Origin of the sequence: Streptomyces sp. NBC_01092 (assembly GCF_045039535.1) — a bacterium.
GTDB lineage: Bacteria > Actinomycetota > Actinomycetes > Streptomycetales > Streptomycetaceae > Streptomyces.
The window spans coordinates 8644766-8659051 of the sequence record NZ_CP108659.1; the positions used below are offsets into that span (position 1 = coordinate 8644766).

General features: G+C 70.7%; 18 protein-coding genes. 1 reads left to right on the top strand and 17 read right to left on the bottom strand.

Annotated elements, in window-relative coordinates; translation table 11 throughout:
* Positions 1–4: 4 nt before the first annotated feature.
* The 10 genes from OG254_RS38970 to OG254_RS39015 all read right to left on the bottom strand — a co-directional run bounded on the left by OG254_RS38970 (position 5) and on the right by OG254_RS39015 (position 8807).
* On the bottom strand, positions 5–1297 hold the full coding sequence (locus OG254_RS38970; protein WP_405591643.1) for an MFS transporter: 1293 nt from the start codon (positions 1295–1297) through the stop codon (positions 5–7).
* A 442-nt stretch (positions 1298–1739) separates the two neighbouring features.
* Positions 1740–2090: a hypothetical protein gene (locus tag OG254_RS38975; RefSeq protein WP_405591646.1), complete on the bottom strand. Its 351-nt coding sequence runs from the start codon at positions 2088–2090 to the stop codon at positions 1740–1742.
* Entirely contained in the window at positions 2087–2488 is a 402-nt protein-coding gene (locus OG254_RS38980) for a hypothetical protein (protein ID WP_405591649.1), read from the bottom strand. The genes OG254_RS38975 and OG254_RS38980 overlap by 4 nt, the downstream gene beginning before the upstream one ends.
* Positions 2489–2558: 70 nt before the next feature.
* Positions 2559–3743 carry a hypothetical protein gene (locus OG254_RS38985; RefSeq protein ID WP_405591652.1) on the bottom strand — a complete coding sequence of 395 codons (1185 nt, stop codon included), beginning with the start codon at positions 3741–3743 and terminating at the stop codon, positions 2559–2561.
* Positions 3744–3832: 89 nt separating this feature from the next.
* Complete coding sequence (locus OG254_RS38990) at positions 3833–4933, bottom strand: hypothetical protein (protein WP_405591654.1); 1101 nt, start codon at positions 4931–4933, stop codon at positions 3833–3835.
* A 378-nt stretch (positions 4934–5311) separates the two neighbouring features.
* Entirely contained in the window at positions 5312–5845 is a 534-nt protein-coding gene (locus OG254_RS38995; RefSeq protein ID WP_405591657.1) for a hypothetical protein, read from the bottom strand.
* Positions 5842–6579 carry a glycosyltransferase family 2 protein gene (locus OG254_RS39000; protein ID WP_405595455.1) on the bottom strand — a complete coding sequence of 246 codons (738 nt, stop codon included), beginning with the start codon at positions 6577–6579 and terminating at the stop codon, positions 5842–5844. Before OG254_RS39000 ends, OG254_RS38995 begins: the two co-directional genes overlap by 4 nt.
* 60 nt (positions 6580–6639) lie before the next feature.
* Entirely contained in the window at positions 6640–7149 is a 510-nt protein-coding gene (locus tag OG254_RS39005) for a hypothetical protein (RefSeq protein ID WP_405591660.1), read from the bottom strand.
* Between the two features lie 454 nt (positions 7150–7603).
* Positions 7604–7771 carry a zinc-binding dehydrogenase gene (locus OG254_RS39010; RefSeq protein ID WP_097223063.1) on the bottom strand — a complete coding sequence of 56 codons (168 nt, stop codon included), beginning with the start codon at positions 7769–7771 and terminating at the stop codon, positions 7604–7606.
* A 427-nt stretch (positions 7772–8198) separates the two neighbouring features.
* On the bottom strand, positions 8199–8807 hold the full coding sequence (locus OG254_RS39015; RefSeq protein WP_060902861.1) for a TetR/AcrR family transcriptional regulator: 609 nt from the start codon (positions 8805–8807) through the stop codon (positions 8199–8201).
* A gap of 133 nt (positions 8808–8940) precedes the next feature.
* Between OG254_RS39015 and OG254_RS39020 the strand changes: the two genes are divergently transcribed.
* Complete coding sequence (locus OG254_RS39020) at positions 8941–9780, top strand: alpha/beta fold hydrolase (protein WP_046706109.1); 840 nt, start codon at positions 8941–8943, stop codon at positions 9778–9780.
* Positions 9781–9972: 192 nt separating this feature from the next.
* On the opposite strand, the gene OG254_RS39025 is transcribed toward OG254_RS39020, so the two are convergent.
* The 7 genes from OG254_RS39025 to OG254_RS39055 form a co-directional block, all read right to left on the bottom strand.
* Complete coding sequence (locus OG254_RS39025; protein ID WP_405595678.1) at positions 9973–10227, bottom strand: hypothetical protein; 255 nt, start codon at positions 10225–10227, stop codon at positions 9973–9975.
* A 48-nt stretch (positions 10228–10275) separates the two neighbouring features.
* A complete protein-coding gene (locus OG254_RS39030) occupies positions 10276–10785 on the bottom strand; it encodes a hypothetical protein (RefSeq protein ID WP_405591663.1) in 510 nt (169 codons plus the stop codon).
* 25 nt (positions 10786–10810) lie between these two features.
* On the bottom strand, positions 10811–11224 hold the full coding sequence (locus OG254_RS39035; RefSeq protein WP_405591666.1) for a hypothetical protein: 414 nt from the start codon (positions 11222–11224) through the stop codon (positions 10811–10813).
* Positions 11225–11263: 39 nt separating this feature from the next.
* Positions 11264–11482, bottom strand: coding sequence for a hypothetical protein (locus tag OG254_RS39040; protein ID WP_405591669.1), 219 nt, complete (start codon positions 11480–11482; stop codon positions 11264–11266).
* Complete coding sequence (locus tag OG254_RS39045; protein ID WP_405591672.1) at positions 11466–12173, bottom strand: hypothetical protein; 708 nt, start codon at positions 12171–12173, stop codon at positions 11466–11468. The genes OG254_RS39040 and OG254_RS39045 overlap by 17 nt, the downstream gene beginning before the upstream one ends.
* Before the next feature lie 144 nt (positions 12174–12317).
* Complete coding sequence (locus OG254_RS39050) at positions 12318–12701, bottom strand: hypothetical protein (protein WP_405591675.1); 384 nt, start codon at positions 12699–12701, stop codon at positions 12318–12320.
* Between the two features lie 60 nt (positions 12702–12761).
* A complete protein-coding gene (locus OG254_RS39055) occupies positions 12762–14276 on the bottom strand; it encodes an ATP-binding protein (protein ID WP_405591678.1) in 1515 nt (504 codons plus the stop codon).
* Between the last annotated feature and the right edge of the window lie 10 nt (positions 14277–14286).

The following is a 14286-nucleotide window of genomic DNA, read 5'->3' on the forward strand; positions in this document are numbered from 1 at the left end:
ATGGCTAAGCGCCACTGACACGGCGATGCCGGCCTCGGGAGGAGGGGGTCTCGGTGTCGTTGCGGCGGCGGTGTTGGCCGCGATGCGACGGGCTGAAGGGAGTGGACATCTGCCGTCGGGAACCCGCGAGAACGACCAAGGCGAGAAGCGCGCCGGCTGCGGGAAGTGCGGCGCTGATCGTGGGGCTAGTGGCGGCGGTGCCGGCCAACGCGGTTCCCGCGGCCTGCCCGATGCCCACGGAGGCGATCAGCCAGGCGCACGCCTCGGTGCGGGTGCCGGTGGGGGCGAGCGCGTCCACGGTCAGGAACGCGCTGGTGATCAGTACGGTGAGGAAGAGACCCGGCAGCGCCGTGAGCGCGGTGGCAACGAGCGGGCCGGGACTCGCGGCGAGTGGCCCCCACGCGAGGGCGAACAGCAGGGCCGCGGTGAGGAGTTGGCCGCTCAAGCCGCCCGGCCAGCGGCATCGGCCGTACAGGACGCCGCCGACGAGGCTGCCGACGGACAGCGCGGCGGGGATCACCCCGGACAACAGGGCCATACCGTGCCGGTCAGCCATGGACACGGCCCACACGTTCACCGCGCCCAAGGCGAAGCCAACACCGGAGAAGGCGAGGAACAACAACCGCAGCCCGTCGTGCTGCAAGGGCCCGAGGAATCCGCCCGTGCGTGCGCCGGCGGGACGCCACTTCCTGCACGGCGCGGTACTGAGCATCACGCTCGCCCCGACTAGCCCGAGCACCGCGGTGACCGTCATGGCCGCGCCGGGCCCGTGGAGGGCGGACAGCGTGGCGACCAGCGGCGGTCCGGCGATGTAGATCAGTCCCTGGGCGCCCGTGTCGAGCGCGAGCGCGGCGCGCCGCCGCTCCGGATCCGGCAGCACGACAGCCCACAATGCGCGCAGGTTGGCCTCCAGCGGCGGCGTGCTCAGCCCCGCGAGGACGACTAGCCCGGCTGCGAGTGCTGGCTGCGCTACGGCGTCGGCGTATGACAGCAGCAGGAGGCAGACCGTGGTGACCAGGACGGCGGCCGTCGTGACCCGGGTCTGACCACGCCGGTCGACCATCCGCCCCAGCGCCGGTTGCCCGATGGCGCTGGCCAGCCCGTACAGCGCACACAGCAGCCCGCCGGTCGCGAGGGATCCGCCCTGCTCTGCGATCAACAGGAGGATCGCGACGGGGGCCATGCCGTTGGGCAGGCGCCCGATCAGGGTGCCCAGCAGCAGCCGGGCGACATGCCGCTCGGCGAGCAGCGGCCGGGAGGCGGTGCGGTCCGGCGGACAGCTGGTGCGGGAGTTCAACGCGGGGTGCTTTCCGTGATCGTCTGGCTGGGGCGAAGGGGGTGGGAGATCAGCGCGTGCGTCCGGGGGTGACGGCTGCCGGTGGCTCCGGCGGCGCGGCGGCGGTGACGACCGAGCGGGCGGGTCTCTCGGCCGGACAGACGGTGGCGGTGCGGACCAGATCGATCAGGTCTTCGCCGTGATGACCTTGGCCTGGCAGTCCCGGGCCGTCTGGAGCAGCCGGGTGAGCGCCTCGCGTGCTCGCGTGCGGTCGTCGAGGGACAGCCGGTGGGCGTCGTCCTCGTGCTCCCGGGTGAATCCGGCCAGCTCCAGGGCGGTCGTGGCCCATTGGTGCCGCTCCCCGCTGGGGAGCGCGACGATCGTGGTGCCGGAGCTGAAGTGGAGGGTTATGGCAGCGGAGGAAGTCAGAGCGGAGGCGTCTCGAACGTCTCGAACCGGCGGGTCAGCGCCGTTGCCGCCGCGGGGTGCCGGCGGGCTCGGACTGCGCGGTCATGGCGGTCTTCGTACGGCGCGGCGCCGGTGGCGCGGACGCGGCGGGCGGGGTCGCCCGCAGGTCAGGGTCGAGGTCGACGCCGTAACGGGCGGCGGTGAGCATCTCGGCAGCCCAGGTGGCGTGTTCGTTCTCCCAAGTGCGGCCCAGGTCGAACGGCAGCCGGATCCAGACGCCGCGCAACTGGGGGTAGGCGTCGAACCCGGCACGCTTGAGGACACTGGCGGCGAAGCCGTCGACCGGGCCCTCGACGTCGACTTCGCCGCCCTGGCCGCGGGTGATGCGGATCGGCTCGGCGCTCATCGGTTCCGCCCCTTCCTGGCTGCCTGGGTATGGCCGCCCACCGGTACGGCGCCGGGCTGGGGCAGAAACTGGGGGAGCGTGGTGGTCGGGGCGCCGCGTTGCTGCGGGGAGCGGGTGGCGGCTGCCTGCGCGATGCGGTTGCGGCGTTCCATCAGCCCGTTGCGCACGGCCGGCCGGGGCGGGGAGCCGCTGCGGCCGGGGTCGAGGCTGTAGTCGGCGTGGACTTCATAGCCGTGGCGTCGAAGATCGTGAACGGCCTGGCGGGTACGGCGGATCCCGTCCTGCCCGGGGTTGGTGAGCCGGTACAGGCCCGGAGTGTCGGGCACGGGCTCGAACTGCTCGCGCACGAGGAACCAGTTGGCCAGGTATGCGGGGATGTTGGCGGTGGCGGCGGCCACGAATCCGTGGTCGGGGTGGGCGCCGAAGCGGAAGTGGTCGGACAGAAGAGAGGCATCCTTTCTGGAGCGGTCAGCGGTGCGCTGCCGCGGCGCGGGGCGCAGGCGGCGGAGCGGGGCGGGTGGTGAGCAGCCGTGGGCTGGGCGCGGACAGAGCCGCCGGCCCGCCCGGTACGGCCGCGCGGACCTGGCGCTCGAACGCTTCGCTGTCGTCGAGCCAGGTCTCGGTGGCCGGCAGGGCGGCAAGGCCGAGCCGCCCGCGGACCTGGCTCCATTCGTGGGCCGGCAGCGTCCGGGGGATCGAGTACAGCTCGTGACGCAGGTCGTTCCACTCGTCCCACGTGTCCTGGCTGTGGGCGAGTGCCTCGCGCAGCCGGGTCAGTGCTGCGGCATCGCCGGGCCAGGCGGTGGCGGCGGGACGGCAACGCGTGAGCAGGAGCGGCGCATGTTCGAGCACGTGACGGAATTCCAGCCAGGCGTGGTCGGCGAAGTCCCGTTCCATTCCGGCGATCAGGCGGGAGTCGCCGAGCGGCACTGCGTCGCTGTACCGGCCGGAGCCCCTGATCGCCTGGAGAGTCTGGTGTTCTTCCCGGATGCGTTCCAGGGCTCTCAAGACGGTGTTGAGGTCCTGGTTGTGCAGGGCGCGGCGGTAGGCGGGCAGGAACCTGTGTGCAATCGCGTGTGCGGCGAGGCCGGGATCGGCGGGCAGCACGATGCTGCGCGGCGTGGTGGGGTCGTCGTGGGGGTCTTCTTGTTCCCGGTCGGTGAGAGGGCCGAGGAGATAACCGCTGCGGTGGCCGGGGCGTTCGATCAGCAGCAGCTCGGTGCCGGCGTGGTTCGTCAGCACGGACGCGAACGGGATGCGGTGTTCTTCGAGGGCGCGGTAGATGTCGCCGGCTTCCCACATCCTGGGCCAGAGGTCTTCCTGGCAGAGCGGGTGGCCGTAGATCTCCAGCTCGGCGCTCCACGTGCCGGGCAGCCGGGCGGCGATCTCGGTGCCGATGTCGCCGAGGTAGGGCCGGGCGCTGGTGATGACGGTGGCGCCGTGTTCGTGGGCGCGGTGCACGAGGGCGCTCGCGGTGTGCCGGGCGGCCGATGCGTCGGACAGCGGGGCGGTGAACGCGCCGTTGGGCAGGCGGCTGAACCCGGCTTCTTCCAGCGCCTGCATGGCCTGGAGGTGATCCTCGCCGGATGCGATGGCGACAAGACCGAGGGCGCGGCTGGTGGTGAGGGTGATCTCGGCGGAGGGGGTGGGCATCAAGGTCCTGGGGGTCGAGCCCGCGGGCGACTTCGTCCAGATGGAGGGGGATCAGCGGGTCTTTCGGGTGTGCTTGGTGCGCTCGCACTTCAGCGGGCGGGGCTACTGACGGCGCGCCGGGGCGGCGGTGCGGCGGGTGTGGTGTCCAGGGCCGGGCGCGGTCGGACCCGTGGCGGTGTGGGAGCGCGGTGGGGTGGGAGGACAGCAACGGTCGCGTCGAGGTCCTCGGCCGCCTCGTTTACTTCGCGGATGAGGAAATCGAGGTGTCGGCCGAGGGTGGCGAGCCGGGCGGCGATCTGCTGGCCTCGTACGGTTTCCAGGGCATGCGCGAACTGGCTTGCTGTGCCCAGGAGTTCTTGGAGGCGGACCAGAGGGCCGGCGTCGTGGCCGTGCCTGGTCGCAGTGAGCAGGACCTCGGCGACGTCACCCGCGCCCTGGGACTCGGCGACATCCCGGATCAGTTCCTGGAGCGAGACCTCGGGCACGGGCTCCGGGCGGACGAGCCGGTTGACGTCCGCCCGCAGCACACCTGGCGTCACCGGAGAGGGCAACTGCTCTCTCGCCGCGTGCTGGTCACGGTAGTGCCCGATGACCTGCCAGCCCGGCCCATCCGGATCGCCGGAGATGGCGATCACCGTTTCGGTGTCGTCCTCGCACAGGAACGCGAGGGTCATGAGCGTGCCGTCGACGGCGTACCACGACTCGATCAGCTCCAGGTCACCCCGCCGCTTGGCTGCCTGGGCCCGCTGGGTCCACTCCCGCTGGTCCTCGCCGCGCAGGGCGGGAGGGCGACCGTGGTGTTCGCCTGCGAGTTCGGTCGCGAGGTAGCTGTGCGCCGCCCAGAAGGCGAGGTGCGGCCACAGGGCGGCGTGCTGCTCGCGCTCGGCCGTCGAGCCCGGTGCGGCAGGCCCATCGAGCGCACGGCGGATCTCGGTGTGGGCGGTGGCCAGGCCGTCGAGGAGGGTTCGCCAGGCGAGGGTGTGCCGGGCGGGCGGCAGCCGGTCGAGGGCGCGGCGGGCGGTGTCCAGCAGTTCGTCGGCGTGCGGGGCGAGGTAGGCGGCGTACGCACGAAGGGCTGCCTGATCGCGGCGGGCCCGGGCGGCTGCTTCGGCCTGGCGGTCGACGGTCCGCCCGTAGCGGTCCCGCGCTGTGTCGAGCGCAGTTCCGGTTACGCGGTCGATGTCCATCATGCGCAGCCTGAAGTCGGCTGCCTTCCAGGTGAGTTCGCTTGCCCTGGAAGGTGTTGTCGTGTCGGGAATCGGTTCTCTCCGTGAGGTCGAGGTCAGCGGCGTGCGGACGGGCCGGGCGGTGGCAGCGACGGCCGCTGAAGGGGAGCGGGCTGCACGGCGGCCGTTTGCGACGGACCACCGGGCAGGGCGGAAGCGGCGATGCGTACGAACACGTCGGCTTCGGCTAGCCAGGTTTCGATGGCTGGCAGCACCTGCAGTCCGAGCCGGGTACGCACCTGCTCTGGGGGCTCAAGGGCCTCGTGTGGCAGGAGGATGAGGTCCCGCTTGCGGTCCTGCCATGCTGTGAGCGCGTCTTGGCACGAGGCGAGTGCGTTTCCTTCAGTGGGCTTCAGTGGCGGGTCCGCTGCCGGGGCTGCGAGGGAGCCGCCACCTGGGGGCGCGGGGCGGCGGTTCGTGGCGTGGCCGGCCCGGCCGGTGTCGCGCGCAGGCGGGCGGCGGTGCTGCGCAGCTGGGCGCGGGCGCGGCGTATTTCTCGGCCGTGATCACCCGCATGGCCTTCGGGTCGTTGCGCAGCGGGGAGTGGGCGAGGTTCGCGGTAGCCTCGTGCTGGAAGCCGGTTGCCGCGTAGGTCAGGGCGTCGGAGAGGATGTGCAGGGCGTTCGCAATCCCGGAGGTCGCCTCCGACAGCCGGACCAGGGCGAGGCGTTCGGGCATGTGGACCGTCACCGGCGTGGTGAAGCGCTCCTGAGCGCGTTCGGTGGCCTGCTGCAGATGGTGGGCCAGCAGGTTGATGTCGTCGGTGAGCGTGACCAGGTCGACGGCTTCGGGGCCAGTGGGGAAGTGGTCGGCCAGCTCGTCCAGACGCCGGGCAAGGGAGTCCAAGGCGGCCTCGGTGACGTCGGACGACATCATGCTCGTGTGGCCGCATCGCTCGGCGCCCGGTGTGCGAGAGCCGCGCGCAGGCTGCGCCCGAAGTTCCACGCGTGCCGGCGGGCACTCGCCTCCAAGGCGTCGTAGTCGTCCTGCCGGGTCATCTGGCCTGCGTGTTTGCGGTAGCGGTAGACCGGGACGGGCAGCAGGATGCCGGGCGCGAGGCTCGTGACGCCCAGGGCGGCCACATAGTCCTCGCCCTGGACGAGCCCGCCCATCGGGGCGGCGCGCACGAGGTCGGTGCGGGCGAGGATCGTGGTGGGGCCGATCGGGATCGTGTCCGCCGGATCCTTCCAGTACGTCCACACATCCCCGGCCTCGTGCCGGCCGGGTGGAGTCGGGCAGCGCCAGAGGGTAGTTGTGCCGTCCGCGTGTACATCCTGGCTGTATCCGGCGCACCAGCCCACCCCGGTCTCCTCCAGGGTGCGCAGGCGCAGTGCCATGGCCCAGTCGGTGAACTCATCGTCGTCGTCTGCCCAGTTGACATACTCGGTGCGCACTTCGTTCAGGGCGAGGTTGCGAGCGCAGGCGGCGCCGACTGGCCGGGGCAGCGCGAGGACGCGCACGCGTGAGTCGTCGGCGAGCGGCGCGGGCAGGCGGGCGGGGTCCGCGCCGTCGAGGGCGATCACCGCCTCCCAGGGCACGCTCTGGCGGGTGAGGCTTTCGTGCATGGCCGTCAGGTAGGGGAGCCGGTCGGGCCGGAGCTGGGTGGTGATGACGACCGTGACCTTGGCGGGGGAGTGCAGGGGAATGAGGATGCTCCGGCGAATGAGGGGCTAGCGGGTACGGGATGCGGCTGCTGTGGCCCTCGGCGGTGGGAGGGCGGTGGCCTTCGGCGCTGGGCGGGAATCGGCGGCGGCACGCAGTTGCTTCGCGGCGCGGGCGAGGCAGGTACGGCTCTCGCCGAGCCGGTCCACGAGCCCCTGGTGCGCGGCGGAATACGCCTGCGTCCGGGCGGGCCCGGGGGCTTGGTGGGTGAGGTCGGCGAGCTGGCCGAGGTGGTGGACGGCGCCACCGAGGGCGGCGAGCGCGGCAGCGGCGGGTTCGGCTGCCCGGGCGAGTGCGAGGCTGGTGCGGCGCTGGGCGGCCGTGACCTGGGCCGGAGAGCGGGCGGCAGCCCGGTGGCGGAACGCGTGTTCTCCAACCAGGTATCCCAGCAAGCGGGCGAGGTGGCGCACTTCGTCGTCCAGGATCTCGCTCAAGGCCGGGTCCGGGCGGATCTGGTCGGTCAGCGGGAGCTGGTCGGCGACGGTGTTGAGCCGGTCGGCCATGTCGTGCAGCAGCATCCGCTGGTCAGGATCGGACAGCGGTAACTCCGGGATGCGTGGGGCGTCTATCGCCGTGCTGAAGACGGCGTGCCCGTCGTCGGCTGCGTGCTGAGCGCCGCTGTGGGCGGGCGGCTCGGCGGGCCAGGTGAGGTGGGGTTGGCGTGGCGGAAGTTGACGCCGATGCCCTGGGCAGTGAGGAGCCGGACGGCGTCTGGATCAGCAGGGCGCGGTCGCTGGTGCTGTAGGAGGCGGGCAGGACGAACGCCGCCTCGTGCGGGCTGTACTGGAAGTAGCAGCCGTACAGCGCAGCGCGGGCCTCGGCGGGCACGCTCGCGTACGGCGCTCCCACCACGCCGTCCGGGTACCACACCAGCGTGAGGGTTTTGGAGACCTCTGCAGATAGGTACTCATGAGGGTGCTTCTCCCTTTTGCCGGTGTGCCTGAGAGATGTGGTCCGGAAAGGACTGCTCCCTCACGCAATCTTGACGACGACCTCGCCGGCCTTCGCGTGCCCCTTCTCGGCCTGCTCCAGCGCATCTCGGGTCGACTCGAACGGGAAGGCGGTGTCGACGACGGGGTGGATCGTGCCGGCGTCGATGAGCGGGGTGAGCTCGCGCAACTGGTCCCCGCTGGCCTTCATGAACAGGAACGAGTACGTCACCTGACGGCGTCGGGAAGGCCCGTGGCGCGCTGCGTGCGGTGCCCGATCGCGCGCAGGCCATCGAGAAGGCGCGCCGTCATCGTCTCGTCATCGGCGTGGGTGAGCTGCGCGTTGATGCGTCGGTGTTCGGAAGTGTGCAGGTTAATGCGGTGGTGTCGACGCAGTCGGCGGCGTCGTCACCGTTTGAATGTGACCCCGCTCAGGTCGCTGAAGATCGGGAGGGGTCCATGTCGAAGGCGCGTGCCTCGCCGCAGAAGTCATTGCGGTCGTTGACGTGCAGGCTCTCGATGTACTCGATGCCCGCTCATCACGGCGGGCCTTGGAAAGCGCCTCATCCATGAGCTCACGGCCATGGTCCGCCATCTGGCGACGCCACCTGTCGTGGGCGTGCGTCGGTCGGCTGCGATCAGGCTCCCGGGCCCCGTGCCTCCGGCTGGTCGCTGTTGCCGTGTGCCAGTGACGCGAGAATTTCCTTGCGGCAGACATCGAGGATCTCGTCCGCCAACGGAGAACCGTCCGGGCATGCCCGCGACAACACGATCGCGCCGATCGAATGGGCGAGCATGTCGATCACCGTGGTGCGGGCCGCGCGCTGGTCCGCATCCCCCGGCGTAGCGCTTTGGGACTGAAGGGCCGTCAGCAGGTTCTCGATCCCGGCTGCGAACTCTGTTCTGAGGTTCGCCGGCTGACGTGCGGCGTCGCCGCTGAGGGCCGCGATGGTGCAGCCGTCATCGCGCCTGTCGCGATGCTCCCGGGAGACGTAGTTCTTGACGAACTCGGCGGGGTTCAGACCTTCTGTCCGTGCCGCGGTCTGTGAGAGCCCGGTTGCGGACGCTTCGGTCATGAGGTCGGCCTTGGAGCGGAAGTGCTTGTAGAACCCGCCATGGGTGAACCCGGCGGCTGCCATCAGTTCTGCCACGCCGACACCGTCGTAGCCGCGCTCGCGGAACAGCCTGGCGGCTGTCGCGACGATGTGCGCACGGTTGCGCTCTGCCTGTGCCTTGGTGACCCGCATGTCCAGCCACCCCCCTTCTCCGGTCGACGCGCGGCAGTCCATCATACATAGATGTCGATCGACATCAAAGTGGTTGACTTTTTAGATTATGACCGTAATCGTATTGCTCACCCGCCACAGAAAGGGCCAGGCCATGAGTGACACACACCTGACTGCACCGACTCAGTACATCGAGGTCGACGGCGACCGATTCGCCTACCGACGCTGGGGCAAGCCCTCCGGCGTCCCGATCTTCCTGGTCCAGCACTTCCGCGGAGGGATGGACCACTGGGACCCCCTGCTCACCGACGGCCTGGCCGAAGGCCGCGAGGTCATCCTGTTCAACGGGCGCGGCATCGCCTCGTCATCCGGCACGCCGCGTAACCGGATCGAGGACATGGCCGACGACATCGCCGCGGTCATCCGGGCGCTGGGGCTGGAGCAGGTCGATCTGCTCGGCTTCTCGATCGGCGGTTTCCAGGTACAGGAGGTCACGCTGCGCCACCCTCAGCTGGTGCGCAAGCTCCTCCTGCTCGGCACCGGCCTCCGAGGCGGGGACCCGACGAGTGACCCCCAGGTGCCTGACCACGCGCTGAATCCGGTCCACGTCCTGGAGAACTTCCTCTTCCTGTTCTTCGGCCGCTCGGAAGCCGCGATCGAAGCCGGCCGGGCCTTCTGGGAGCGGCGTCACCAGCGGGCCGACCAGGACACGCCGGCCTCGCCCGCAGTCGCGCAGGCGCAGGTCGAAGCGGTGATCGCCTATGCGGAACCGCTGCCGGGCGAGAATCCCTACACCCACCTGAATGCGATCACCCAGCCGACGCTGGTCCTCAACGGCGAGAACGACGTGATGATCGCCTCGATCAACTCCTGGCACCTCGCCCAGAACATCCCCAACGCTCAACTGCTGATCTACCCCGATGCCGGGCATGGAGCGCAGTTCCAGTACCCCGAGCGGTTCCTGAAGCACGCCCTTCAGTTCCTCGACGAGTAACACCTGCAGGGTTTCGGTGCGGCGGAAGACACTCCTGCCGACGGATCGTCGCCGATTTCGCCTGCTTGATCAGCCGCGCGAGAATCCGCCGGTCGGACCCGGGCCTGCCGGAGCGGCCGACCGAGATGGACGCATCCTGTGTGTCCAGGCGGGGTGCGCTGTCGCCCGGCGGTCGTGCCCGCACTCACGGCCTCACTCGGCCACACCGAAACCAAGCGGCGTCGGCCATCTCGCCGTCCAGATCGCCAAGTCCCGCGGTGCGTACGTCATCGGCACCGCCATCGCCGCCAAGCGCACCCCGAACGCCTCCGTGAACGGCTCATCGACGAAGACCTCCGCGAGGCGATCCCGCACTCGTATCGCCAGGCTCCCCTTCGGAAACGCCGCCCGGGCCACCACCACCGTCTGTTCCGGGATCTCCGGCAACCCCACCGGCCGCATCGACATCCGTACCGCCTCCAGGACCGCACGACAGGAAGGCGACCCCGCCAACGATCATCGCCGACCCGGCCTTACCTCCGCAGCGAATTGCGCAGCAGAGTCCTCTGGTGCGGCGGGCCGGTGCGGCGGCTCGGGCTGGGCGCGGGCGCATTGGTGGATTGCGTCCAGGGCCCGGTGGTGGCGGGGCAGCACGCGGCGTGCGACCGCGGCGGCGGCACGGACGGGGTCGTTGGGTACGGCGATGCCGCCGGGCTCGTCCACGTCGCGGAAGTGGTGCGGCTTGAACCCCTCGGGCTTGAGCGGGGCGACCAGGTACTGGCGGGAGTAACGGGGGCGCTCGATGACGCAGAGCGTTTCGTCGTCTGGCCCGTGGAGGAGTGCGACGGGGCCATCGGGAACGTCGAGGAGGGCCGAACGGGTGGGACCGCAGTCCCAGACCCGGTCGGCCACTGGCCGGTGGCCCTTGGGAGGGGGGAAGCCTTCCCATTTGCGGTACCACTGGCCAGGCAGGTGCTGGGCGAGTGTGGTGGCGAAGGCGGCGAGGTCGGCTCGGGCGGCAGCCATGGGCTCCTTGGGGGTGAGGGCAGGGTCACCGTCCGCGCGCCGCGCGGACGGGCTGGGCGTCGGCTGCGGACGGGCGGATCGGGGTAGTGCCTGGGCGGTGTGTCGGGTGTGAGGTGGCGTCGCCGGGCGCCGCCACCTGCCGGTAGGCGTGGATGACTTCCTTGAGGCGGTCGACTGCGTCGGCGCGGCGTGCGGCCAGGATGTCGATTTGAGTGGCGCTGTTCTGCAGGACGCCGAGGGAGTTGATCTGTGTCTTCCCGGCGGCGACGCGCGTCAGGGTGGAGGCCGCGGTCTGTGCGGCGTCGGCGAGTTGTGCGTGCACGTGGTCGAGGTGGTGGGCGGCCATGACCACGAGCTGGGCGAGGATTTCCGCGGGGCTGTCGGCGGGGTGGAGCTGGTAGAGGCGCCGTGGTGAGGTGCTGAGGGCCTCGCTCACCATCTGGGAGCCGATAGCGGAAGGGAGCGCTGGGTCTTCGATCTATGCCTCCGTGGTGTCGTGCGCGGGATTGATGTCGGAGTCGTCCACGGCGCCGCAGGTGATGTGGGTCAGCGGGTTCGGCGCTGGGCGGCGGCGATGCAGGGGGTCGGGGACGTGGCCGGTGCTGTCGAGCAGTTCGAGGTGCTCGCAGGCGTGGCGCAGTTCGAGGGACAACTGCTGCAACCGGTGCGGCATGGACTGTTCAGCGGGTTCGGGCACGTGGACCTCGTGACGCCGGGATTGCGGGAGCGTTTGTCACTGCGCTTGGGGGTGACGTTCTCGACGGTGCGTCGGGGGCGCCGAAGGGTTGCGTGCCGCCGAGCAGGGAGGGGCTGCCGTCGAGTTCGTCGAGCCATCCCAGGAGCCTGGGCAGGTTCTTGTCGGGCCCGTACGCGAGGTAGGTGCCGTCGGCGCTGTCGCATCCGAACCACTCGGCGATGCCCAGCCGTATCCGCGAGTTGACGCGGCCCATATGTACGCCCTTCCCGCGGGCCTTCGCCTCGCGCGCCAGCCGCTCGGCGACGGGGCCGAGCTTCCATTCGGTCGATCCGGCCAGGAACAGGACGTCGAAGGCGTCCCAGGGCAGCAGCCCGGGTGCATCGCAGCCGTCCTGGGCCGCGTAGGCCGCGGGGATGCCCAGTTCGCGGATGCGGGCCAGCCACGGCAGGGACTCGGTGAGGGTGTCGGCGGCGTCGAACGGCTGGTCCGGGGCGAGCGCCCACAGACAGTGATCCGGCCCGTACCGTTCAACGGTCCGGCGCAGCCAGGCGAACCACGCTTCGGCGCCGGGCCAGTAGCGGCCCTTGCCGTCGCTGCCGAACCTGGAGTTGTCGCAGGCATACAGGGCACCGTCGGGGATGCGGCTGCCTTGTGCGGGAGTGGTCATGCAGCCGATGCGTCCGGCGCTCATCGCGGCCCGTATCTCAGACCCCGATGGAGTGCCGAGATACAGCACCGGCCACCTCCCCGGCAGGCGGAAAGCGGGTGCGTCGGGATAGGAGAACGGCTTGGTGTTCGACGGAGGACGGGTCTCTTCGACCTGCGTGGGCCCGGGTCACCGGCTGCGTGGACGGGCCGGGCGTATGACGGCCGGATCGAGGACTTGCTTGGCTTCGGGTGGCTTGACGTGCGCCGCGGCGGGCAGGTCTTCGAGCCCGAGGCCGGGCAAGGCGCGGCCATCGTGGGTGAAGTGCATCTCCACGTACTGCGCGTGCAGGTCGTTCTCGGGATTGCTGCGCCGGAAGACGCAGAGGGTCTCCCGCCAGGCGCCATCGGGGCCGTGGCAGGTGCTGTGGATGCGCAGAGACCAGGGGTCTTCGGGCCCGGGGCAGTCCTTGCCACGAGGGTGGTCCGGCGGCTTGCGGTGAGCGAGCAGGGCCTCGAAGAAGGCCAGGTCGTCAGGGGTGAGCGTGTGGTGCTCAGCGTAGGAGAAGGGCATGAGCCGTTGGATCGATTCGTCGGTGTCGAGGGCGTCAGTTTTCGTGAACTCGGCGCTTTTTCAGTGCATGCGGGCGTCGGTGTCGAAGAGCGACAGCTCATGCGGATGAAGGAGGTGCTGGACGATGAAAGATCGTCCGGCGACCTTCCACAGGCCACGTCCGCGGTTCAGGTGCGAGATGGCGTCGCTCTCCACCGAGGTCAGGCCCAACAGTGCTGCTGCGGCGCTGAGTTGGTCCGTCTCCTGCCGGTAGATGATGCGGGTGGAGCAGTCGGCGAGCAGGCCCTCGGCGAGGGCGCGTCCGCGGGATCCGGCGTCGCCTGCGGTGAGTAGGTCGGACAGACGGTGGATGACCATGAGGTTGGCGATGCCCAGGCCACGGCTCAGCTTCCACTGGGACTGCATGCGCTGCAGGAGGCCGGGGTGGCGCATCAGGCGCCACGCCTCGTCGTAGACGATCCAGCGGCGGCCACCGTTCGGGTCGGACAACGCGGACTCCATCCACGCGGACGCGCAGGTCATAGCCAGGACCAAGGCGGTGTCGTCGCCCGATCCGCCCAGGCGGGACAGGTCGATGGTCAGCATCGGCGAGTTGGGATCGAACGTGACGGTGCTCGGGGCGTCGAACATCCCGGCCAGGTCGCCGTGCACCAGGCGGCGCATGGCGTGGGCCAGGTCACGGGAGGCGTCGCCGAGGCGGCCGGACATCAGGCCGCCGGCCACATCGAGTTCGTCGGGGTTGTTGAGGGTGGCGGCGATGTCGCCGAGCAGCGGGGTACGTCCGGTGGCGGCGGCGCGGGTGACGACGGAGTCGAGCGCGACGTCGAGGCCGGTGTGCTCCATCGGCAGCAGGTCCCGCCCGAGCACGGTGCGGGCCAGCGAGCCGAGCAGCAGCAGACGGCGCTTGCGGATCTCGCCCGCCCAGTCTGCCTCGGAGACGCTGTTGGGCCGCGGCGCCGCATCCAACGGGTTGAGTTTGCCGGGCAGGCCCGGTCCGAGGGCGATGGAGGTGCCGCCCAGTGCCTGTGCCACGGGCGTCCATTCGCCCTTGGGGTCGCAAGGGACGTAGACCCGGTATCCGAAGGCGATCGACCGCAGCGCGAAGGACTTGGCCAACGCGCTCTTGCCCTGACCGATTACCCCGGCCAACAAGACGTTCGGGTTGGTGAAGCCCTCGACCTTGCCGTACAGCGCGAACGGATCGAAACAGAAGGACGCCTCCGCGTGCACGTCGCGGCCGATGTAGATGCCCTCGGCGCCGAGACCGCCTTCGGCGAGAAACGGGTACGCCCCGCTCGCGGTGGCGGTGGTCATACGGTGCGCGGGCAGCCTGAGCTTGTTGTTGCGGGAGGACGCGGGGCCCGGTCGTCCGGCAGGCGGGAAGAGGGGCGGCGGCATCTCCCGCTCCTCCGTGCCAGCGCTGCTGGCATGGGCGGCGGCTTCGGCGCGTGCCTTCGCGGTGGCTTCGGCGAGCTGCCGGCGGGCGGCCTTGCGGGAGGCGCGGTCGGTTCCGTGCGGGGTGAACAGTGGGCTGGCGCTGGCGCGGCGGGCTCGGCGCGCGGGCCGGTGGCTCATAGAGGGGCGG